This is a genomic window from Stenotrophomonas sp. CASM110 (assembly GCF_049384345.1).
GTDB classification, from domain to species: Bacteria; Pseudomonadota; Gammaproteobacteria; order Xanthomonadales; family Xanthomonadaceae; genus Stenotrophomonas; species Stenotrophomonas muris.
Window position 1 is genome coordinate 245,032 of record NZ_JBMRGI010000002.1, and the last position, 21,275, is coordinate 266,306.

At 67.2% G+C, this 21,275-nt stretch carries 19 protein-coding genes; 7 read left to right on the forward strand and 12 right to left on the reverse strand.

Annotated features, from left to right (window positions below):
- The first annotated feature begins 20 nt into the window (after positions 1-20).
- Both VG561_RS02475 and VG561_RS02480 read left to right on the forward strand, forming a co-directional pair.
- Positions 21-824, forward strand: coding sequence for a CoA pyrophosphatase (locus VG561_RS02475; protein WP_197574663.1), 804 nt, complete (start codon positions 21-23; stop codon positions 822-824).
- On the forward strand, positions 821-1,723 hold the full coding sequence (locus tag VG561_RS02480; protein ID WP_046429767.1) for a sulfurtransferase: 903 nt from the start codon (positions 821-823) through the stop codon (positions 1,721-1,723). Before VG561_RS02475 ends, VG561_RS02480 begins: the two co-directional genes overlap by 4 nt.
- A 268-nt stretch (positions 1,724-1,991) precedes the next feature.
- On the opposite strand, the gene VG561_RS02485 is transcribed toward VG561_RS02480, so the two are convergent.
- Entirely contained in the window at positions 1,992-2,558 is a 567-nt protein-coding gene (locus VG561_RS02485; RefSeq protein WP_014646548.1) for an N-acetylmuramoyl-L-alanine amidase, read from the reverse strand.
- Positions 2,559-2,630: 72 nt separating this feature from the next.
- Between VG561_RS02485 and VG561_RS02490 the strand changes: the two genes are divergently transcribed.
- Complete coding sequence (locus VG561_RS02490; RefSeq protein ID WP_032961606.1) at positions 2,631-3,158, forward strand: alpha/beta hydrolase; 528 nt, start codon at positions 2,631-2,633, stop codon at positions 3,156-3,158.
- Between the two features lie 145 nt (positions 3,159-3,303).
- Complete coding sequence (rlmKL, locus tag VG561_RS02495) at positions 3,304-5,442, forward strand: bifunctional 23S rRNA (guanine(2069)-N(7))-methyltransferase RlmK/23S rRNA (guanine(2445)-N(2))-methyltransferase RlmL (RefSeq protein ID WP_197574665.1); 2,139 nt, start codon at positions 3,304-3,306, stop codon at positions 5,440-5,442.
- Between the two features lie 120 nt (positions 5,443-5,562).
- Here rlmKL and VG561_RS02500 read toward each other — a convergent pair whose 3' ends face one another.
- The 6 genes from VG561_RS02500 to VG561_RS02525 form a co-directional block, all read right to left on the reverse strand.
- On the reverse strand, positions 5,563-5,892 hold the full coding sequence (locus VG561_RS02500; RefSeq protein WP_046429772.1) for a DUF3325 domain-containing protein: 330 nt from the start codon (positions 5,890-5,892) through the stop codon (positions 5,563-5,565).
- Positions 5,889-7,526 (reverse strand): PepSY-associated TM helix domain-containing protein, encoded by a 1,638-nt coding sequence (locus tag VG561_RS02505; protein ID WP_423179350.1) that lies wholly within the window; start codon positions 7,524-7,526, stop codon positions 5,889-5,891. The genes VG561_RS02500 and VG561_RS02505 overlap by 4 nt, the downstream gene beginning before the upstream one ends.
- Complete coding sequence (locus VG561_RS02510; protein WP_046429774.1) at positions 7,523-7,837, reverse strand: DUF3649 domain-containing protein; 315 nt, start codon at positions 7,835-7,837, stop codon at positions 7,523-7,525. The genes VG561_RS02505 and VG561_RS02510 overlap by 4 nt, the downstream gene beginning before the upstream one ends.
- Positions 7,838-8,080: 243 nt before the next feature.
- Positions 8,081-9,367, reverse strand: a complete 1,287-nt coding sequence (locus tag VG561_RS02515) for a DUF445 domain-containing protein (RefSeq protein WP_049405926.1) — start codon at positions 9,365-9,367, stop codon at positions 8,081-8,083.
- A 124-nt stretch (positions 9,368-9,491) separates the two neighbouring features.
- Positions 9,492-10,370 carry a hypothetical protein gene (locus VG561_RS02520; RefSeq protein WP_014646555.1) on the reverse strand — a complete coding sequence of 293 codons (879 nt, stop codon included), beginning with the start codon at positions 10,368-10,370 and terminating at the stop codon, positions 9,492-9,494.
- Positions 10,371-10,433: 63 nt separating this feature from the next.
- On the reverse strand, positions 10,434-11,786 hold the full coding sequence (locus VG561_RS02525) for an aspartate aminotransferase family protein (RefSeq protein WP_014646556.1): 1,353 nt from the start codon (positions 11,784-11,786) through the stop codon (positions 10,434-10,436).
- A 103-nt stretch (positions 11,787-11,889) separates the two neighbouring features.
- On the opposite strand from VG561_RS02525, the gene VG561_RS02530 reads away from it, so the two are divergent.
- Together VG561_RS02530 and VG561_RS02535 are read left to right on the forward strand one after the other, a co-directional pair.
- Positions 11,890-13,386, forward strand: a complete 1,497-nt coding sequence (locus VG561_RS02530) for an aldehyde dehydrogenase (protein ID WP_032961594.1) — start codon at positions 11,890-11,892, stop codon at positions 13,384-13,386.
- 200 nt (positions 13,387-13,586) lie between these two features.
- Positions 13,587-14,888, forward strand: coding sequence for an MFS transporter (locus tag VG561_RS02535; protein WP_032961593.1), 1,302 nt, complete (start codon positions 13,587-13,589; stop codon positions 14,886-14,888).
- On the opposite strand, the gene VG561_RS02540 is transcribed toward VG561_RS02535, so the two are convergent.
- From VG561_RS02540 to VG561_RS02555, 4 genes are all read right to left on the reverse strand, one after another.
- On the reverse strand, positions 14,869-15,330 hold the full coding sequence (locus tag VG561_RS02540) for a bacteriohemerythrin (RefSeq protein ID WP_004151683.1): 462 nt from the start codon (positions 15,328-15,330) through the stop codon (positions 14,869-14,871). The genes VG561_RS02535 and VG561_RS02540 overlap by 20 nt on opposite strands.
- Before the next feature lie 85 nt (positions 15,331-15,415).
- Positions 15,416-16,759: a diguanylate cyclase gene (locus tag VG561_RS02545; RefSeq protein ID WP_041863220.1), complete on the reverse strand. Its 1,344-nt coding sequence runs from the start codon at positions 16,757-16,759 to the stop codon at positions 15,416-15,418.
- Positions 16,760-16,855: 96 nt separating this feature from the next.
- Positions 16,856-18,418: an MASE1 domain-containing protein gene (locus VG561_RS02550; protein WP_423179351.1), complete on the reverse strand. Its 1,563-nt coding sequence runs from the start codon at positions 18,416-18,418 to the stop codon at positions 16,856-16,858.
- Positions 18,419-18,552: 134 nt separating this feature from the next.
- Entirely contained in the window at positions 18,553-18,720 is a 168-nt protein-coding gene (locus VG561_RS02555; RefSeq protein ID WP_157806038.1) for a hypothetical protein, read from the reverse strand.
- Between the two features lie 157 nt (positions 18,721-18,877).
- On the opposite strand from VG561_RS02555, the gene VG561_RS02560 reads away from it, so the two are divergent.
- Positions 18,878-19,366: a hypothetical protein gene (locus VG561_RS02560; RefSeq protein WP_049420496.1), complete on the forward strand. Its 489-nt coding sequence runs from the start codon at positions 18,878-18,880 to the stop codon at positions 19,364-19,366.
- A 158-nt stretch (positions 19,367-19,524) separates the two neighbouring features.
- Here VG561_RS02560 and VG561_RS02565 read toward each other — a convergent pair whose 3' ends face one another.
- Positions 19,525-21,117 carry an MASE1 domain-containing protein gene (locus VG561_RS02565; protein ID WP_046429789.1) on the reverse strand — a complete coding sequence of 531 codons (1,593 nt, stop codon included), beginning with the start codon at positions 21,115-21,117 and terminating at the stop codon, positions 19,525-19,527.
- Positions 21,118-21,275 lie beyond the last annotated feature (158 nt).

Sequence of the window (21,275 nt, forward strand, 5' to 3'; positions counted from 1 at the left end):
ACTGTTGCCGGGTGCAAACAATGGAAGAAACGGCGCGTGTTGTCGCAAGTCCCTGCATCGGAGTGTGCACGCTGGATCCGCACCGGCAATGCACCGGCTGCGCGCGGCATATCGATGAGATCGCGCGGTGGTCGTCGATGAGCAACGAGGAACGCAGCCGCATCCTGCGCCGCGTGCAGCCCCTGCGCGAACAACTGCAGCAATCGCTGCGTGGCTCGCTGGCCGACCACGAGCGACTGATGCGCGCGCTGCACCCCTTGGCCCAACCGCCGGCCGGCGACGGCTGGAACCGCAGTGAGCTGATCGACCTGCTGCCGCCCGGGCCTCCGGTGGAGGCTGCGGTGCTGGCCGGCATCGTCCCGCGCGCCAACGGCGCACAGGTGATCCTGACCCGCCGCACCGAAACCCTGCGCACGCACGGGGGCCAGGTCGGATTCCCCGGCGGCCGCACCGAACCCGATGACCGCGACGCATTGGCGGCCGCGCTGCGCGAGAGCCAGGAAGAAATCGCATTGGCGCCCGGCCAGGTGCAGGCGCTGGGGTATCTCGATCCCTTCGTCACCATCACCGGCTACCGGGTCACGCCGGTGGTGGCGGTGGTCGATCCGGACTTCGTGCCGGTGCCGCAGCCCAGCGAAGTGGCCGAAGTGTTCGAGGTGCCGCTGGATTATCTGATGGCGCCCGACAGCCTGCGCCAGGTCGAAATCACTCATCGCGGCCGGGTCCGCCACGTCCTGGAGTATGGCTGGCCGGGGCAGCGCATCTGGGGCGCGACCGCCGCCATTCTCTACAACCTGCGTCGTCGCCTGGAGCAAGTGAAATGAAGCCGATCGATCCGCCGTGGACCACCCTGGTCGATGTCACCACCCTTGCCGCTGCGCTGGGCGCAGGCGTGCGCGTCGTCGACGCGCGTGCCACCGCCAGCACCGCCGTGCGCGTGGTCGATGCGCGTGCTTCGCTGGCCGATCCGCAGGCTGCGGGCGGCCAGTATCTGGCAGGGCACATACCGACTGCGGTGCATGCCGATCTCAACCGTGATCTGTCGGATCTGACCCGAAGCGGCCACGGCCGGCACCCGCTGCCGGACAGCGATGCGTTCGCCGCGAAGCTCGGCACGTGGGGCATCGGTCCCGAAACCCAGGTGGTGGTCTACGACGGCAGCGACGGCAGCATGGCCGCCTCGCGCCTGTGGTGGCTGCTGCGGCTGATCGGGCACACCCGGGTGGCCGTGCTCGACGGCGGTATTGCCGCCTGGCAGGCCGCCGGTCACGCGCTGGCGAGCGGGCCGACTGAAGTGACGGCGTTACCTGCCTACCCGGGCCGTTTCGACACCACCCAGATCGCCAACGCCGATGAAATCAGCGCACGGCTGAAGCACGCGCCGGGCTGGTTGGTCGACGCGCGCGCGGGTGAGCGCTTCCGCGGTGACGTCGAGCCGCTGGACCCGGTCGCCGGCCACGTGCCGGGCGCGGTCAACCGCCCGTTCGCCTTGAACGTACTCGATGGCCACCTGCGCGACCCACAGGCGCTGCGCGCCGAACTGCAGGGCGTGATCGGCAACCGCGATCCGCAGCAGGTGGTGCTGATGTGCGGCTCCGGCGTGACCGCCTGCCATCTGCTGCTGGCGATGGAAACGGCGGGCCTGTCCGGCGCGCGCATCTACGCCGACTCCTGGAGCGGGTGGGTCAGCGACAGCAGCCGCCCGGTGGCGACCGGCGCCTGAGCCGCGCGGGGTCGGATCCGTTTTCCAACGGAGAATGGTTCTGACCCCATCAACCGAAAATCGGGTCAGAGCCCGTTGCGTAGCAACGGGATCCGACCCCGTGTCGATTCGAAGGATCGCGGAGAACTGTCGAAGGCGGGGTGGGGCCGGTTGCGGGGGTGTCCGCAACCGGACCCACCCCGCCATCCCACGGAATGCCAGCGTTTGACGTTGACGTTGACGTTGACGTTGCCGTTGCCTCTGCGGGTGCAGGGCGCAGCCCTGCCGCTTACCCAACCGGCTGCAACGGCACCTTCGCCAGCACCCGCGCCCACGGGAACAGCGGCCCCGGATCGCGCTTGCGCGCCACCGTCAACGTCGCATCGTCGCTGGCCGGCACCCGTTCCAGGTCCAGCTGGTCATGCCCGGCAATCCGTCGCAGCGACGGGTAGTGCGCCACCAGCGCCAGCAGCAGCTGTTCCAGCGCCTGCAGCTGTGCCTCGGTGTAGGCCTCGTCCATCGCCTGGTGGCGGCTGTCGAACCAGTCTGGATAGCGCCCGGTATTGACCAGCTCGATGCCCAGCGTATGCGCGTTCATGCCGCGCACGTGATGGGCCACGCGTTCCGGTGCCACGTACTGCACCACGCTGCCATCGCGGTCGATGTAGAAGTGCCCGCTGTTGCCGGCGCCGCTGTCGTACAGTACGCGCTCGCCGTACTCGCGGGCCGTCGCCAGATCGGGCAGTTCGGTGCAGTGGATCACCACCATCTCCAGCGTGGCCGGGTCGCGCAGCGGCAGACGGTCTTCGTAGGGCAGGGGCTGCAGCTGCAGGCCGGGCAGGAGCGGGTTGGGCATCCGGCGATGCTAGCATTGCGGCATGAACCTGCCTTCTCTTTCCTCGTTGGCCCGCTCGCACGGAGCACGTGCATGAGCCGCGGCCACTGCATCCTGTCGCATGGCTTCGAGAGCGGCCCGGAAGCGACCAAGGTCACCGCGCTGGCCGACGTGGCGCAGCGCCTGGGCTGGACCCATGAGCGCCCGGACTACACCGACCTGGACGCGATGAGCGAGGTCAGCCGGGTAGGCGACGTGCCGACCCGCCTGCGCCGCCTGGTCGAGCGCGCCGCCATCGCGGCCCGGCAGGGGCCGGTGGTGCTGGCCGGTTCCAGCCTGGGCGCCTACATTTCCGCCATCGCCTCGTTGCAGGTACCGGTGGCCGGCCTGTTCCTGATGGTGCCGCCGACCACGATGGGCCCGATGCCGGCGCTGGACGCCGCCGCCGTGCCGACCACCGTGGTCCAGGCCTGGCATGACGACGTGGTGCCAGCAGCGGGAGTGATCGCGTGGGCGCAGGCGCGCTCGGCGCAGCTGCTGCTGGTCGACGACGGCCACCGCCTCGAGCGCCACGTGGAGGCTTCCGCGCAGGCCTTCGAACGCTTGCTGCGGCAACTGTGAAGCCCGGGCGCACGGCGCGCCCGCCCGCATTGACTACAATGGCAGCCCCGCCGCCCCCGGCGCGGGCCTGCCGGCCGTGCCTACGGCCCTCCTTTCCGACCGGCCCGGCCCCTGTGCCGCGCCCGACCACCTGCGAACCGATCCCGTGAAATTCTTCGTCTCCTGCGCCAAGGGCCTGGAATACCTGCTTGCCGATGAACTGTCGGCCCTGGGCCTTGGCAAGGCCACTGCCACCATTGCCGGCGTCAACGCCGAGGGCGAACTGGCGCAGGCGCTGCGGATCGTGATGTGGTCGCGCCTGGCCAGCCGCGTGCTGTGGCCCATCGACGAGTTCGAGTGTCCGGATGAGCAGGCCCTGTATGACGGCGTGCGTGCGCTGCCGTGGCACGAGCACATCACGCCGGAGATGACCCTGGCGGTGGACGCGCACGTGTCCGGCGACAAGATCACCCACGCCCGCTTCGCCGCGCAGCGGATCAAGGACGCCATCGTCGACCGCATGCGCGATGAAGGCCTGGAACGCCCCTCGGTCAACACCGATCTGCCCGACGTGCGCGTCAACCTGTCGCTGCGCAAGGGCCGTGCCTCGTTGTCGATCGATCTCGGCGGCGGCCCGCTGCATCGCCGTGGCTGGCGTGGTGCTGCCCACGAGGCACCGCTGAAGGAAAACCTGGCCGCCGCGCTGCTGCTGCGCGCGCAATGGCCGCGCCTGCACGCTGCCGGTGGTGGCCTGCTGGATCCGATGTGCGGCAGCGGTACCCTGCTGATCGAAGGTGCGCTGATGGCCGCCGACGTCGCTCCCGGCCTGATGCGTCATGGCAGCCTGCCGCCGAGCCGCTGGCTGGGCTTCGACAAGTCCGTCTGGAAGACCATCCAGAGCGAAGCGCGTGACCGTGAGGCCGCTGGCCTGGCCGCGCTGAAGCCGGTCATCCACGGCAGCGACATCGATCCGACCGCGATCCAGGCGGCACGCGAGAACGCCGAGGTCGCGGGCGTCGCCCACGCGATCCGCTTCACCCGCGCCGATGTGGCCGACCTGGCCGCGCCCGAACAGGAGATCGGCGCGGTGGTCTGCAACCCGCCGTACGACGAACGCCTGGCCGCCGATCCGGCGCTGTACCGCGCGCTGGGCAACGCCCTGCAGAAGGCGGTGCCGCAGTGGCGCGCCAGCCTGCTGTGCGGCAACGACGAACTGGCCTTCGCCACCGGCCTGCGCGCCGGCAAGAAGTACCAGATGTTCAATGGTGCCTTGGAATGTGCGCTGATCGTCTGCGACCCGATCGCCGTGCCGGGCCGTGACCCGGCGCAGCCGCGCGAGCTGAGCGAAGGCGCGCAGATGGTGGCCAACCGCCTGCGCAAGAACCTGAAGAAGTTCAAGAGCTGGCGTGCCCGCGAAGACATCACCTGCTTCCGCGCCTATGACGCCGACCTGCCGGAGTACGCGGCCGCCATCGACGTCTACGAGGAAGACGGCGGCAAGCGCCGTACCTTCCTGCACGTGCAGGAATACGCCGCACCGGCTGCCATTCCCGAGAACGACGTGCGCCGCCGCCGCAACGAGCTGCTGGCCGCTGCGCGCGAAGTGTTCGGCGTGCCGCCCGAGCAGGTCTCGATGAAGTCGCGCGAGCGCGGCAAGGGCGGCAGCAAGTACGGCCGCTTCGAGCAGCGTGACGAATTCATCGTGGTGCGCGAGAACAATGCACTGCTGCAGGTGAATCTGTTCGACTACCTGGACACCGGCCTGTTCCTCGACCACCGCCCGCTGCGCCGGATGATGGCCGAGCAGGTACGTGGCAAGCGCTTCCTCAACCTGTTCTGCTACACCGGCGTGGCCAGTGTGCAGGCGGCGGTGGCCGGTGCCGCCAGCACCACCAGCGTCGATCTGTCGGCGACCTACCTGCAGTGGTGCTACGACAACCTGGCGTTGAACGGGCAGGGCGGCAACCAGCACCTGCTGGTGCAGGCCGACGCGATGGCGTGGCTGGAGGGCGACCGTGGCCAGTACGACGTGATCTTCTGTGACCCGCCGACCTTCTCCAACTCCGCGCGCGCCGATGACTTCGACGTGCAGCGCGAGCAGATCAAGCTGCTGCGTGCAGCCGTGGCGCGGCTGGCGCCGGGCGGCGTGCTGTACTTCTCCAACAATTTCCGCCGCTTCAAGCTGGAAGAGAACGCCATCGCCGAATTCGCCCAGTGCCGCGAGATCACCGCGCGCACCATCGGCCCGGACTTCGAGCGCAACGCGCGCATCCACCGCGCGTGGGAATTGAAGCGGTTGGGGTAACGCGACGCCCGGGGTCGGATCCCCTGCGCGAAGCGCAGGGGCTCTGACCCCATCCGGATCTACGCACCAGGGGTCAGAGCCCTTGCGCTTCGCGAAAGGGATCCGACCCCGGTGGCCCGGCTACAGCACCGCCACCACCAGCCCCAGCACCGGCAGCACGATCGCCAACGCCGCGATCCACTTCGGCCGGTACGGGTACAGCCCGAACGACAGCGCCAGACCGCCCAGTGTCATCGTGCCCAGCCACAGCACCGGGCCCATCGCCCAGCCGTGGTCGATCACGCACAGCGCGAACGCCACCGTCAGCAGGGCCCAGCCCAGCACGCGCCACTGGGTGCGCCGTGCGGGCGTGGCTGCGGCGCTGCCGTGCAGGTCGTGCTGGTGCTTTTCCATCGCCAGCGACAACGCGGTGAACGCGGAGAACGACAGGGCCAGTGCCAGCAGCATCATGCGCTGGCCTCCGCTTCGGCGGTTTCCGCAGCGTCCACCGGGGCCCTGGGTGCTGCTGCGGCGGCGGCGCGCTTCTTCTTCTCGGCCGCGCTCAGCGGTGGCGTCCAGCGCTGCATGCGCCAGCCGCACAGCGCCAGCATCGCACCGAACGCGATCATCGACAGATCGACGCCAGCCAGTACCCAGTCACCGCTGCGCAGTGTGATGCCAAGATGCGCGTGCGTGGTCAGCGCGTTGACCACCGGTACCAGCGCGAACGCAGCCGCACCCAGGTACAGCTGCCACGCCCACATCATCCGCTTCGGCCAGATGAAGGCGGCCAGCAGCGCGCCGCCCCAGGCGTAGAAGAACACGTTGGCCTCCGCACTCGCGCGCCCGGCGACGTCCAGCGGCAGCAGGCGGTTGCCCCAGAAGTAGGCCGCGAAAGCGATCGGCAGGCCGGCCACGGTGCCGATGTTCAGCGCATCGACCAGGCGCAGGCCGAAGCCGGTGCGCCCACTCTTGGCATGCTTCGGCCGTTCCTTCACCGCCCACAGCACCACGCCGCTGGCGACCATCAGGCAGCCGACCAGGCCGGACAGGAAGAACAGTGCACGCAGGCCCCAATCGGCGAAGCGTGCCAGGTGCAGGCCGTACAGCACGCCACGGGTGGCGGTAGCGCCGCCGGATGGAGGCGTTTCTTCCAGCAACGTGCCGTTGACCATGTCGTAGCGAACGGCGGGAGTGTCGGTGGACAGGCGCTTGCCGTCGCGTTGGCGGATGTCGATCACCGCATTGGCCGCCCCAGGGTTGGACACGGTGAAGCCGGCCACTTCCACGCCGTGCCAGTGCGCACGTGCGCTGTCCAGCAGCTGCGCGATCGGCAGCGGCGTGGCGCGGCCTTCGGCCGGCGCGGTCACCTCCGGCATGCCGCCGAAGGCTTCGCTGAAGAACTTGTCTTCGTCCTGCGGGTAGGCGACTTTCACCCCCCACGGCAGGTACATGACCATCAGGGTGACGATGCCGGTGTAGGTGATCATCGCGTGGTAGGGCAGGGCCATCACCGCGCTGACGTTGTGGAAATCGAGCCAGGAACGCAGGCCCTTGTCCTTGCGGAACGTGAAGAAGTCCTTGAAGATTTTCTTGTGGGTGATGACGCCGGTGATGATCGCCACCAGCATGAACATCGCGCAGAAGCCGACCAGGTAGCGCGCCCACAGCACCGGGATGTAGTGCAGGTCGAAATGCAGGCGGTAGAAGAAATCACCGCCCCGCGTTTCGCGTGCCTTCAGTGCCTGGCCGGTATTCGGGTCCAGCGTGGCTTCGCCGAAGCCACCGCGACGGCCGCGACTGGGATCGGCCAGCTCCGGTGGCAACCGCCAGAACATCTGCATGGCCGGGTTGCGCGGCTGCGGCAGGGTGACGAACCAGTTCCCGGCCTGCGCCGCATTGGCCTGCAGGTAATCCACGGCGCGCTGCGCGGCGACATCGATGCTGACCTGGCTGGACGGAAGTTCCGGTCGCATCCAGCGGCTGATTTCCTCGCGATAGTAGCTGGCGGTGCCCGCCATGAAGATCAGCAGCAGCAACCAGCCGACCAGCAGGCCGGTCCAGGTATGTAGCCAGGCCATCGACTGGCGGAACCCGTTCTTCATGCCCAGGCCCCCAGCAGGCGCGCAATGGCGGCCATCAGCAGCGCGGGCGCGAGGATGCCCACCCAGGCGCGCAGCGCGCTGCGGGTCGCGAACGCCCACAGCGCTGCGCAGGCGGCCACCAGGATGGCCAGCAGCATGCCGGTCAGCACGGCCTGGCCGCGCGCACCGGGCAGCGCCACCGCGCAGAACACGCTGGTGGCCGAAGCCAGCGCGTAGCCGCCGAAGATCGCGGCCAGCGAGCGTGACAGCACGCCCCAGCGTGGATTGGAGAAGAAGGTGCGGGGGCTGGCGGTTGCGGGCGAGCGGTCCACGGTGTTCCTGCAGGTAGGGGAGGGGATGGAACGCGTCCGCGGCCCCCTTGCGCCCTGCGCATGTCGCCCAGCGTGTCCCATCGACGAAGCACTGCCCGCGCAGGCGGGCAATCCAGAGGTCGGGGATGTACACGGGCGATGGGCGCGTCTTCCGCGCCCGCTTGGCTAAGCGTACAACCGATCAGTAAATGATAGGCATTCGCATTTTATGAATCAAGCATGATGATCCGGGCGCACCGAGGCCTAGAACCTGAACACCACTGTCGCCGCATGCAGCAACAGGCCGATCAGCCCACCCACCAGCGTGCCGTTGAAGCGGATGAACTGCAGGTCGCGGCCCACGCTCAGTTCCAGCTGTTCGACCAGATGGCGCTCGTCCCAGCCCTTCACGGTCTGCGCGATATGCGTGGTCACACCCTCGCGCAGGCGGCCGGTCAGGCGTTGCGCACCTTCCAGCAGGTGCTGGTTGAGGGCCTCGCGCAGGGCCGGGTCGGCCTGCAGGCTGGCGCCCAGCGAGGCGAGGCTGCGCTGCAGGTGTCCGACCAGCGCCGAGTCCTCGCGCTGCAGGTCGTCGCGCAGGCTGGCGTGGATGCGCGCCCACAGCCCTTGCACGTAGTCCTGCAGGGCCGGATGGTCGATCATTTCCTGCTTGAGCTGTTCGATGCGCTCGGCCAGGGCCGGGTCCTCGCGCAGGCGCTGCACGTAGTTCTGCAGCCAGGTCTCGTAGTCCTGGCGCAGCGGATGCTGCGGCTCGGCCAATACCTGCTGCAGTTCTTCCAGCACCGCCCGCGCCAGGCGCTCGGCCAGGCTGTCGCCGATCTCATCGATCGGCTTCACCCAGTTCACCGTGCTCGAGAGCGTCGGCCATTCGCGCTGGATGTAGCGCACGATCAGCTGCGAGGCGCGTTCCTTCACTTCTGGCTGTTCCAGCCAGCGGCCGAGCCGCTGCAGGCCCTCGTCCAGCACGCGCTGGTGGCGCCCGTCGGCGGTCAGCAGGGCAAGCAGCTCACCGGCGGTGGCGGCGGCATTCCACTGCCGCAGCTGCTGCACCACGAACGCATGCAGCTGCCGGCGCACCGCTGTCTCGTCGAAGAAGTCCAGTGCCTGCAGGGCCCAGCCGCGTGCCATGTCGGCCAGCATCCGCGAGCGCGCCGGGTCGGCCAGCCAACTGCCGAGGCGGCTGGCCGGATCGAACACCTGCAGCTTGGCCAGCAGCACCTGCGGTTCCAGGAACTGGTCACGCACGAACAGGGCGAGGCTGTCGCCGATGCGTTCCTTGCTGCGCGGGATGATCGCAGTGTGCGGAATCGGCAGGCCCATCGGGCGCCGGAACAGCGCGACGACGGCGAACCAGTCGGCCAGTGCGCCCACGGCTGCGGCCTCGCAGAACGCCGAGACCCAGGCCCAGATGCCGCGTTCGCCCTGCCAGTGGCTGACCGCGAATCCGGCCAGCATCAACAGCAGCAGGCCCAGTGCGAGGGCTTTCAGGCGTCGCAGCTGAGCGCGGCGCGGATCGTGGGCAGGCGTCATGCCGGAAGTCTAACCGCAGCCCGGTGACGCCTGTCTGTAGAGCCGAGCCCATGCTCGGCTGCCTTGCGCGTGGCAAAGAGCAGCCGAGCATGGGCTCGGCTCCACAGAAGCGCGTCGAGAGCGCTTACAGCGCTTCCAGTTGCTTGCGCAACGCAGCCAGCTGCGCGCGCAGGGTGTCGTTCTCGCGGGTCAGCGCGACGACGCGGCGGCGCAGTGCCGGGGCATCCTCGCCCAGTTGTTCCAGCGCCGACAGCACCTCGGCGTCGCGGCTGGCGATCTGCTCCTCGTCCGGTTCCTCGAAGTCCATCTCGGCCGCTTCCGGCTTCGGTGCGCGCGGCTTGCGCTTGGACTCGCGCACGCGCTTGGCGGCCTGCTTCAGCTCGTCCTTGCCACCGGCGGCGGCGGCGCGCTGCTCTTCTTCCGGCAGGTCGGCCACGGCGGCGGCGGCGCTGATCGAGATCACGCCGGCCTTGACCGCTTCCACCACCTCGGCGGCGGCCTGGGCGTGGATGCGCTCGATCATGCCGACCTGGCTGGTGCTCAGCTTGGCTTCGCGCGCCAGCTCGGCGCGGCTGATCTTCGGTGCCGGTTCCCACGGCGGACTGTCTTCACCGGTCTCATCGGCGACGTCGGCGGTGCCATCGCTCTCGCGCTGCAGCTGCGCCTGCTCGACCTGCTTGCGGGCGGCCAGGATGTCGCGCTTGCGCAGCGCCAGCACGCCGCGCTGGAAGTCGGACACGCTGCGGCGGCCCAGATGCTGTTCGATCATCCACAGGTGCACGTCTTCCATGCTCTGGAAGCGGGTGTTCTGCACGGTATTGAAGGGCAGGCCATGCTTCTGGCAGATGCCGAAACGGTTATGGCCATCGACCAGTACATTCCCCCACAACACCAGCGCATCGCGGCAGCCTTCGGCCAGGATGCTGCGCTCCAGCGCGTCATGTTCGTCCGCGGTCAGCGGGTCGATGTAGGCCTTGAGTTCTTCTTTGACGACGATATCCATGGGCACGGCAGCGAGCAGGAGCGGAACCGCCCATTGTACCCGCTCGCCACCACCGGCCCGGGCTCAGGCGGTGGCCCGGATCATCTCGCCCAGGGTGCCGGTGATCTGGTCGATCTGCGCCTTGTCCACGATCAGCGGCGGCGACAGCGCGATGATGTCGCCGGTGCAGCGCACCAGCAGTCGGCCGTCGTGGAAGCAGCGCCGGTAGACCTCGTAGCCCCGGCTGCCCGGCGCATCGCGGCGAGGCGCCAGCTCAACCGCGCCGACCAGGCCGAAGTTGCGGATGTCGATCACGTTGGGCAGGCCCTGCAGCGCATGCAGTCGTTCCTGCCAGTACTCGCCCAGCTCGATGGCGCGCTCGAACAGACGCTCCTCGGCATAGACCTCCAGCGTCGCCAGCGCCGCGGCGCAGGCCAGCGGGTGCCCCGAACAGGTATAGCCATGGAAAAGCTCGATGGCCTGTGGCGGTGCCTGCATCAGGGTTGCATGCACGGCGTCGCTGGCCAGCACGCCACCCAGCGGTACCGCGCCGTTGCTGACCGCCTTGGCGAAGGTCAGCAGGTCCGGGGTGACCCCGAAGCGCTGCGCGGCGAAGGGCATCCCAACCCGGCCGAAACCGGTGATGACCTCGTCGAACACCAGCAGGATGCCGTGCTGGTCGCACAGTTCGCGCAGGCGCTGCAGGTAACCCGGTGCGGGCAGGATCACCCCGGCTGAGCCGGCAATGGGTTCAACGAATACGGCGGCAATCGTCGAGGCATCATGCAGCGCGATCAGCCGTTCCAGGTCATCGGCCAGCTCCGCGCCCTGGCGTGGCAGGCCCCTGCTGAACGCATTGCGCGGCAGGTCCAGGGTGTGGCGCAGGTAGTCGACGCCGCCCAGCTGCAGGCCGAACGGCTTGCGGTTGTTGGGCAGCCCGCCCAGCGCCATGCCGCCGAAACCCACCCCGTGGTAGGCCTTCTCGCGGCTGATGAAGCGCGTGCGCTGGCCCTCGCCGCGCTGGCGGTGGTAGGCCAGCACGATCTTCATCGCGGTATCCACCGCCTCGGAACCGGAGCTGGTGAAGAACACATGGTTGAGCGGGCCCGGCGCCAAGGCGGCCAGCCGCTGCGCCAGCGCGAAGGCCGGCGGCGAGCCCATCTGGAAGGCCGGCGAATAGTCGAGCGTGCGCGCCTGCTCGACGATGGCCTCGACGATGCGCGGCCGTGCATGGCCCGCGTTGCAGCACCAGAGGCCGGCGGTGCCATCGAGGATCTGGCGGCCGTCGACATCCTCGTAGTGCATGCCCTCGGCACGCACCAGCACACGCGGCGCGGCCTTGAACTGGCGGTTGGCGGTGAACGGCATCCAGTACGCCTCCAATGACTCCGGGCGTCGGGTGGCCAGATCGTGCAGGTCGCTCGCGGAACGCTTCATGCCAGCTCCATCGGGTCCGATGGGGGAAATGTAGCGCAGCCACGTCACGGTGGAGTCGCGGCCGCGCCGATATAACCGGGGAAACTGTTCCGAGGAGCCCGACATGGCCGACTTTCCCGACCGCAGCCACTGGCAGGCGCTGGCCCAGCAGCTTTCGATACCCGGACAGGCCTTTATCGAGGGTCGTTACACCGACGCTGCCAGCGGCGCGCGCTTCGACTGCATCAGCCCGATTGATGGTCGCGTGCTGGGGGTGGTCGCCGACTGCGATGCACAGGACGTGGAGCGCGCAGTGGGCGCGGCGCGGCGTGCCTTCGATGCGGGCCACTGGTCACAGGCCAGCCCGGCCCATCGCAAGCGCGTGCTGCTGGCGTTGGCGGCGTTGGTGGAAAAACACGCGGACGAGCTGGCCCTGCTGGAAACCCTGGACATGGGCAAGCCGGTGCGTGATGCGCGTCGTATCGACCTGCCCGGCGCGGTGCGCTGCCTGCGCTGGACGGCCGAAGCGGTGGACAAGCTGTACGGTGAGGTCGCGCCCACCGGCCCGCATGAGCTGGGCCTGGTCACGCGCGAGCCCGCCGGCGTGGTGGCGGCGATCGTGCCGTGGAATTTCCCGTTGCTGATGGCGTGCTGGAAGATCGCGCCTGCATTGGCCATGGGCAACTCGGTGGTGCTCAAGCCTTCCGAGCGCTCGCCCCTGAGTGCGTTGCGGCTGGCGGCGCTGGCCGCCGAAGCGGGCCTGCCGGAGGGCGTGCTGAACGTGCTGCCGGGCCACGGTGCGCGCGTCGGTGAGCCGTTGGCCCTGCACATGGATGTGGACGTGCTGGCGTTCACCGGCTCCACGGCCACCGGCGCGCGGCTGCTGCAGTATTCAGGGCGGTCCAACCTCAAGCGGGTCTGGCTGGAGTGTGGTGGCAAGAGCCCGCACGTGGTGTTTGCCGATGCCCCCGATCTGGATGCCGCTGCGAAGGCGGTGGCACGGGGCATCTTCTTCAACCAGGGCGAGGTCTGTACTGCCGGGTCACGGCTGCTGGTGCAGCGCTCGATCCGCGAGGATTTCGTGCACCAGGTGGTTGCCTACGGCCAGCACATGCAGCCGCGCCACCCGCTTGACGCCGACGCACCGATGGGCGCGCTGGTGGATGCCGCGCATCTGGACAAGGTGATGGGGGATATCGTGCGTGCCGAAAGCGAGGGCGCCCGCCTGCTGCTGGGCGGTCATCGCGCCGATGTCGAGGCGGGCGGTTGTTATGTGCAGCCCACGGTGTTCGATCAGGTGAGCCCCGACCAGGCATTGGCGCGCGAGGAAGTATTCGGGCCGGTGCTGGCGGTGCTCGGCTTTGACGACGAAGCCGAAGCGGTGCGCCTGGCCAATGACAGCCGCTACGGCCTCGCCGCCGGCCTGTGGACGCGCGATCTGGGCCGCGCCCACCGCGTCGCACGCCAGCTGCGCGCCGGCAGCGTCTGGGTGAACGGCTGGGATGGCGGTGACATGACCGCCCCGTTCGGTGGCTACAAGCAGTCCGGCAATGGGCGCGACAAATCGCTGCATGCGTTCGACAAGTACAGCGAGATCAAGGCCACCTGGATCCAGCTGTAACGGCGTCGGGGCTTGCGCCCACATGTAGAGCCGAGCCGATGCTCGGCTGCATTTCGTGGAATGTGGTCGAGCAGGGGCGAGAACCTGCAGAACAATGGCGCCTGCCACCCTCGTTGGCATCGGTGTCGGCTGAAACCATCGTCCCGTGCGGCCACCGGCCCGTGGCAGAATCGGGCGATCCGCCGTTACCCGTGTTGCCGATGTCGACGATCACCGCTGCCGCACCGCCCGTGAACTCTCCCCGCCGCGTCCTGTTGGCCAGCCTGATCGGCACCACCATCGAATTCTTCGATTTCTACATCTACGCCACGGCCGCAGTGCTGGTGTTCCCGCACCTGTTCTTCCCGGACAGCAGCGAACAGGCGGCGCTGTTGCAGTCACTGGCGACCTTCGCGGTGGCGTTCATCGCACGGCCGGTCGGCTCGGCGGTGTTCGGCCATTTCGGCGACCGCATCGGCCGCAAGGCCACCCTGGTCGCCGCGTTGCTGACCATGGGCCTGTCCACGGTGCTGATCGGTCTGCTGCCGACCCACGCGCAGATTGGCCTGTGGGCGCCCGCGCTGCTGGCGCTGTGCCGCTTCGGCCAGGGCCTGGGGCTGGGCGGCGAGTGGGGTGGGGCGGTGCTGCTGGCCACCGAGAACGCGCCGCCGGGCAAGCGCGCCTGGTACGGCATGTTCCCGCAGCTGGGCGCGCCGATCGGTTTCCTGTTGTCGGCGGGCATTTTCCTGGCGCTCGGCCGCTGCCTGAGCCAGGACGACTTCCTGCAGTGGGGCTGGCGTATTCCGTTCGTGGCCAGCGCGCTGCTGGTCGGCCTGGGCCTGTGGGTGCGCCTGAACATCCATGAGACGCCCGACTTCAAGCAGGCACTGGAGCGCAAGGCGCCGGTGCGGCTGCCGATGTGGACGGTGCTGCGTGACCATCCGGTGGCGATGCTGCTGGGCACGCTGGGGGCGTTCGCCACCTTCGTGCTGTTCTACCTGATGACCGTGTTCAGCCTCGGCCATGGCACCGCCGTGCTGGGCTACAGCCGCGAGCAGTTCCTGCTGATGCAGATGGCCGGCATGCTGTTCTTCGCGCTGGGCATCCCGTTGTCGGCGCGCTATGGCGACCGCTGGGGCACGCGTCGCACGATGATCGTGGCCAGCGTGCTGATCATCGGCTTCGGCGTGCTGTTCGCTCCGCTGTTCCAGCCGCACAGTCCCTGGCTGGTCACGGCGTTCCTGTGCCTGGGCCTGTTCCTGATGGGGCTGACCTACGGCCCCTGCGGCACCTTCCTGGCCGAGATCTACCCGGTGGAAGTGCGCTACACCGGCGCCTCGCTGTCATTCAACCTGGCCGGCATTCTGGGTGCGGCGCCGGCGCCGTACCTGGCCACCTGGCTGGCGGAACGCTTCGGCCTGGTCGCGGTCGGCTACTACCTGTGCCTGACTGCGGCAGCGACCCTGTGCGCGCTGGTGGCCCTGCACCGGCGCGCGCTGCGGCTCAGCCAAAGAAGCGCTTGAGCGTGCGCCCCAGCCAACCGCCGCCCTGGTGTTCGCGGGCGAACTGGTTCAAGTGCGCCTTGACCTGTTCGGCGTAGGCCTGGTCATCGCCGCGGATGTGGTTGAACAACCAGCGCGAGAGCATGGTGCGCAGTTCATCGCTGATGTCCTCGCCGGCCTGGAAGCGCATGCGGTACTCCGATACCCGCTTGATGAAGACTTCATGCACGCGCTTGTGCGCGGCACAGAACGGATAGCCCGCTTCCTCCATCAGTTCTTCCTCGAACGCGAAGTGCGACATGGTGTAGTCCACCACTTCGTCGATCACCTCGCCCACTGCCGCACGCTGCATGCTGGCCTGGGCCACGTGCAAATGGTTGAGCATCTCGATGATGCGGCGGTGTTGTTGGTCGATCACATCGATGCCGATGTTCAGATCGTCCTGCCAGACCAGTAGTGCCATCCCCGGCTCCCCTTCATGCGTATGTCGGGGCTGACTGTAGAGCTGCCGCGCTGGCGCGGCGTTGATCTGGATCAAGGCTGCCCGGTCAGGTCAGCGCGGGCTCGCGCGGGCGCAGCGGGCTGGCCACCGTGGTGCAGCTGACCCGGTTGCGGCCGCCGGCCTTGGCCAGGTACAGCTGGCGGTCGGCTTCGGAGATCAGCCGATGCAGTGCATCGCGCTGCGGGCGCAGGCAGCACAGGCCGATGCTCACCGTCATGCGCAGGCTGGCGGTGCCGATGTCCACTTCCAGCGCGGCGATGCGCTGGCGCAGTTCCTCGAAGTACAGCAGGGCCTCGTCCTGCTCCATGTCCGGCACCAGCAGGCAGAACTCCTCGCCGCCGAAGCGGGCGGTCAGGTCGTGGCTGCGGGCATGCGCGGCCACCGCACCGGCCACCGCGCGCAGCGCGTCATCGCCGGCTTCGTGACCGTAGGTGTCGTTGATGTGCTTGAAGTGGTCGATGTCGATCATTGCCACCGCCACGCACTGGCCATGCAGCTGCAGTTGCGGCAGCTGGCGCTGGCTCTGTTCCAGGAAGCAGCGACGGTTGGGCAGGCCGGTGAGGAAGTCGCGGGTGGCCAGGTCCTGCAGCGTGCCGATCAGCTCCAGCTGATCCACGTTCTGCGAGACCCGGCAGAAGAACTCCTCGCGCGAGAACGGCTTGCGCAGGAAGTCGTTGGCGCCGTTCTTCAGGAAGCGCGGGATCAGCGAAGCGTCGGTGTTACCGGAAATGCCGATCACCGCCACCTTGTCGCGCGAGCGCAGGGTGCGCAGGCGGCGGGTGAACTCCACGCCCTGCATGCCGGGCATTTCCTGGTCGACCACGGCCAGGCGGATCGCAGGATGCGCGTCGATCGCGGCCAGGCCCTCGTTGCCGTCAGCGGCCTCGTGCACCTCGTGGCCGTACATGCGCAGCAGGGCGGCGGCATAGCCGCGCGCGGACGGCGAGTCGTCCACCACCAGTGCCGCAATGCGCCGGTTGCGCTCCAGGCGCTGCACCAGCCACACCAGGTAGTCGATGCTGCCCGGCGTGTTCTTCAGCACGTAGTCGATGATCTGCTGCTGCAGTACGCGCTTGCGCAGATCCTCGTCGTAGACGCTGCTGACCACCACGGTGGGCAGGCCGCGCCTGAGGAAGAACTCGACCACCGCGTCGCGGTCGCCGTCGGCCAGCACCAGCCCGGTCAGTACCAGGAACCAGCCCCCATCCTCGCTCAGCAGGCGATCGGCCTCGGCCAGGGTGGAAGCGATCACCACCGGCAGTTCCAGGCGCTGCTCGATGGCCTCGCGCAGCATGCCGGTGAACGCACGGGAGTTTTCGACCAGCAGGATCCGCTGCGGCAGCGGATCGGCCAGGTCGCCATCGACGGCGGCCTGCGGCAGGACGGGCATGATGCGGTGGCTCACGAGGGAGGGACTCGGCACGGATAGCGGCGGTTTCGGGCGCAACTTTAGCCGGAGCAGCGTGCCCTGCGCGTCGTTCACCGATCAGGCAGGCGATGCGAATGCCGCCGCTGTACCCGCAAGCGATTCGTGCAGGACGAGCCGGAGCCGGTTGCCACGGCAATGCACCGTGCCGCCGTAGGCCATTATCCGGCCGGCCAGACGCTCGATGGCCTGCTGAACGGTCCGGTTCGACAGCGTGCGACCGCGGTCAAGCAGGCCAACGACCACCACGATGCCGCGCCGGTCGCCCGCCTGGCCGCTCCGGGCGCGCACGCTGACCTGTCCCGACGCCAGTTCCAGCAGCAGCGACACCGCCTCGATCAGCGAGCGATAGATGGCGAGCTGCAGGTCGACAGTCAGCAGGCAGGGGTTGCCCTCCAGCCGGGGCGGAATCACGCGATGGGAGTTGTCCCAGCTTTCGCATGCGCCGCTAACCCGCAGCGCGATATACAGCCCAACCTGCTCCAGCCCCGTGGGGTAGACCAGACTGGCCTGTTCACGGAACAGCCGCGAGTGCACGGATGAGGCGTGCTGCAGGCTGTTGGCCACCGCATGATGCCCCTGCGCCTTCAGCCAGCTGACCATCTCGCCGAGCGAGCTGTCCATGCCTTCGCCGAGTTGCTTGAGATGGGAGGCGCGCTCGCGAAGCTCACGCTCACGGGTCTGGTGCGAACTACGTGCCAGGCGCAACGTGGTTTCCTCTGCCAGTCCACGGCACCGTGCACGCTCATGGTGATAGCTGATGCTGGACCCCAGGGCGAGCAGTGCGACACTCATCACGGCCATGTTCTGCTGGGTGGCGAAGGTGCCCAGGTCGAACGAGGACGGTAGGCCGGTGCTGGGTGTGGCGAAATGGAGTGGAAGGTTCAACAGCGGAATCGCGATGGCAGCGCCACGCCACCCATGCATGAAGGTCAGGGCGATCGCTGGGAGGGAGGACAGCAGCACCAGGTGGGTGCGTGTGGTGTGGGCGCTGATGGCCGTAAGCTGCATGCACAGGCCCAGGACCAGCATCACCAGGATGGCCGTGACCGTAGGCGCAGCAAAGCGGCGCGTCCAATTGGGGGCCGCGTGTCGTCGCGACCAGAGGAATGCCAACGGCACGAGGGTGATGATGGCGGCGAAGTGGCCAAAGATCGTGCGATCAACTGCGCTAAGCAGGTTGCTCGGCGGTGGGTTCGACCACAGAGCAAATGAAATGCCCATATTGAGAGCCGGGACGAACAACGCCGTGCAGAAGGTCAACGACAGCAACCAGAGGCCGGTGGCGGACTCCGATGGCATTCTCATGCGATGCAGGTAGACCACCAGCATCGCCACCGGCATCAGCAGCGTCGAGGCCAGGATGACCCAGGCCAGGCCGTAGCTGTCGATCATGGGAATGCGCAAGGTTGCGAAGTACGCGTACTCGCCAAGCAGCAGGTAGGGCCACAGGCGGGTCGGGACGATCAGTAGTGCCGCTGCCCGGATGCCCGCGGGCAGGAAGAACTGATCCAGCGAGAACTGACGCGAGGCAAGGCAGCCCAGGGCGTAGACGGCCGCGAGTGCGATTCCGACGGGTCGGATCCGGAAGCTCAGTTCAACTGCTTCTTTGAATCGGTCCAAGCCCGCGCCTCTCGTCTCCCGGCCAATGATGACTGACCACTTCCGCAGACACTATCGACAGTTGGAGATGGGTGCAATCGAGGTGTCTGGCCTCCCTTTGCGCTGCAATCGGCGGCTTCCCATGCTTCGAGGCCCTACATGCCCGGCAGTGCGGCGGCATAGCCACCAGAGGACGGTGAATCATCCACAATCAGTGCGCCCATGTGTCGATCGCGTTTCAGCCGTTGCACCCGCCACATTCGGCGGTTGATGCTGTCCGCTGTGTTCGCCGTCACACAATCGACGACATCCTGCTGTTGCACGCGCCTGTCCAGGTCCTTGTCGCAGATGCCGCTGACCCGCACCGTGCGCGGGTTTCGCCGCGGGTATTGGCGATTTCGGAGGCAGCTTCGGCGTGGCATGGGTTTGCATCGATCCAGTGGATTATCTCCGACAGGCACTGCGGAGTCCGCCCGGTATATGCTGATGCGATTGGCGGTAGCATCCTTCTTGATCCGTATTGCATCCAACCTGGAGGTCAGTGTGAGAAGTTTCCGAATTCATGCATTTGCTGGTGCATTGATGTTGGTGCCGGTATCCGTTTTTGCTTTTGCCCCGAGTGACGACCATGGAATCAAGTTGGCCGGCCAAGGACTCGGCCAGTCGACTCCTCAAGCACAAGACCTGAGCGTGGATCCCGGCTGGTTGGTCTATGGGTTCGAGCGCGATGGCATGGATTATTTCCAGGTAAACGATCTCGCAGGGCACGTGCACATCGTGATCGGCAATGCTGCCGGCACGTTCTGGGTGCTGCCGGCAGGTGACCCGTCTGCGAAGGTGTCGTTGCCGGAGCAGCGCCTGCCTGTTCCCGCCAAGGCCACCAGAACGGTTGTCTATCGGGCCCCCGCATTCACGCTGGTCAGATATGCAAGCGGAGCTGATGTGTTGTGGGCAGTAGAGGCACCCTGATACTGACAGTTGCCGGGATATCGGCCAGCTTCAGTATCAGACTGCATGGGCACCCGGTGTTCGCCGGGTGCCCATGACGCCCTGGGCCAGGGGGACGAGCGGGACGTTATGCGATTCTGCTGTGTTGGTTCGATCCGGTCGCTTGACTGTGAAATGCACTACTGCAGCGCAGAGGGTGCGGGGCAGCCGTACCGCGATGGAGTACTGGCTACTGCCTCCAGTCTGGTTTCGCGGTCGAGGAACAGAATCCTGACCCGGTTGCGATAGCAGTCAACGGTCCCGTCATAGGGGAGGGTTCGCCCGGTCAGTCGCTCGAACGCTGCCATCGTTGTCTGCTTGGAAAGGCGTCTGCGCTGTTCCAGCAGTGACACGACCATGAGGATTCCGCGCCTGGAGCCCATTCCGCCGCACCTTGCACGAATGCGAATCTGACCACCTTCATGCTTGAGAAGAATGGAGACCGCATCAATCAGTGTCCGGTAAGCGGCCAATTGGAGTTCCACGCTCAGGTTGCAGGGGTCGCCTTTCAGATCCGGGCGGAGAACGCGCTCCGTCAGCTTCCACGACTCACGGATGCCACCCGCCTGCAGGGCCACGTAAAGCCCAAGATGCTCCAGGCCCGAGGGATAGACCATGCTTGTCTGTTCGCGAAAGAGCCGCGAATGTACATTCGAGGTATGCAGAAGGCTGTTGGCCACTGCGTGATGTCCCTGGGCCTTGAGCCATTCGGCCAGCTCAACCAGCGACGTATCAATGCCGTCGCCGAGCTTGCGAAGGTGCAGGGCACGTTCACGCAGCTCCATCTCGCTGGCCAATTGCGAGCTCCTCGCCAGATGGATGGCGTCCCTTTCCCCCATCTCGCGCAGCCTGTAACGGTGGTAGAAGTGGGTGATGCGTGATCCGAGCAGCAGCAATACGATGCCGCTGATCGCCATGATCTGCTGGGTGATGAAGGCCGCTGGATCGAATGCGGTGGGATGGGTGTTGGGCGTGGTCAGGCCGATGACCATGTTGAGCACCGGCACTGCAAGGGCAGCCCCCTTCCAGCCATACAGGCAGGTAAGCGCGGCCGCGGGGAGTGCCAACAGCAGCAGGAACGTTGCCTTCAATGCAATCCAGTCTGCGGGCAGTTGAGTCGCTGCTATCCCGATCAGCAGCATCGATGAAAGTGCTGCCAGCATCGGGGTCTTTCGTCGAGCGTTCCACTCCTGCCCCACGTCCTGCCGCGCCCACAGCATGGCGATGGGGGCCACCGTCAGAATGCCGATGAAATCACCCACGCTGAAGCGCGCGGCATTGGTCAGGAAGGGTGTGGAAGGAGGTGTTGGCCAGAGCAGATGGGAAAAGCTGAGGTTGAGCAGAGTAATAACGACGCTGGAAGCGGCGGCAATCAACAAGAGGCCGATCGTCTGCGACTCCGCCATCAGTCGCCGTTGCAGCTTCACAATCAGCATCACCGCTGGCATGAGGAATGCGGAGGCAACAATGACCCATGTCAGGCCGTACTTCTCGATCATCGGCACGCGGGACTGTGCAAAGTACGCATATTCGCCCAGCAGCAGGTAGGGCCACAGGCGCGGCGGGCACAACAGCACGGCTGCCACCCGGATGCCGGCTGGCAAATAGAACTGATCCAGCGACAGCTGTCGGGTTGCCCAATAGGCAACTGCATAAAGCAAGGCAATCATCAGGCCAGCCGGACGAATGCGCACCTTCAGCAACAATCCTTCTTTCCACCAGTCCAATCGCACGTCCCCCTCTCCTACGTGTCCCCTGTCAGCATCCATTCGCCGCGGGGCCCGGTTTCTCAGGACGGTATCGGTCTGCGAACGATTATGCAATTGCATAGCTGCGCATTTAGGAAATTGTCCAGCCATCCATCACAGATGTCGCGTGAAAATCTGTGACG

Bases quoted from the DNA above. Each gene is read 5' to 3' on its own strand.
- VG561_RS02475 (WP_197574663.1), top strand. From the start codon at position 21: ATGGAAGAAACGGCGCGTGTTGTCGCAAGTCCCTGCATCGGAGTGTGC.
- VG561_RS02480 (WP_046429767.1), top strand. From the start codon at position 821: ATGAAGCCGATCGATCCGCCGTGGACCACCCTGGTCGATGTCACCACC.
- VG561_RS02485 (WP_014646548.1), bottom strand. From the start codon at position 2,558: ATGCCCAACCCGCTCCTGCCCGGCCTGCAGCTGCAGCCCCTGCCCTAC.
- VG561_RS02490 (WP_032961606.1), top strand. From the start codon at position 2,631: ATGAGCCGCGGCCACTGCATCCTGTCGCATGGCTTCGAGAGCGGCCCG.
- VG561_RS02500 (WP_046429772.1), bottom strand. From the start codon at position 5,892: ATGATGCTGCTGGCACTGGCCCTGTCGTTCTCCGCGTTCACCGCGTTG.
- VG561_RS02505 (WP_423179350.1), bottom strand. From the start codon at position 7,526: ATGAAGAACGGGTTCCGCCAGTCGATGGCCTGGCTACATACCTGGACC.
- VG561_RS02515 (WP_049405926.1), bottom strand. From the start codon at position 9,367: ATGACGCCTGCCCACGATCCGCGCCGCGCTCAGCTGCGACGCCTGAAA.
- VG561_RS02520 (WP_014646555.1), bottom strand. From the start codon at position 10,370: ATGGATATCGTCGTCAAAGAAGAACTCAAGGCCTACATCGACCCGCTG.
- VG561_RS02525 (WP_014646556.1), bottom strand. From the start codon at position 11,786: ATGAAGCGTTCCGCGAGCGACCTGCACGATCTGGCCACCCGACGCCCG.
- VG561_RS02530 (WP_032961594.1), top strand. From the start codon at position 11,890: ATGGCCGACTTTCCCGACCGCAGCCACTGGCAGGCGCTGGCCCAGCAG.
- VG561_RS02535 (WP_032961593.1), top strand. From the start codon at position 13,587: ATGTCGACGATCACCGCTGCCGCACCGCCCGTGAACTCTCCCCGCCGC.
- VG561_RS02540 (WP_004151683.1), bottom strand. From the start codon at position 15,330: ATGGCACTACTGGTCTGGCAGGACGATCTGAACATCGGCATCGATGTG.
- VG561_RS02545 (WP_041863220.1), bottom strand. From the start codon at position 16,759: ATGCCCGTCCTGCCGCAGGCCGCCGTCGATGGCGACCTGGCCGATCCG.
- VG561_RS02560 (WP_049420496.1), top strand. From the start codon at position 18,878: ATGCTGATGCGATTGGCGGTAGCATCCTTCTTGATCCGTATTGCATCC.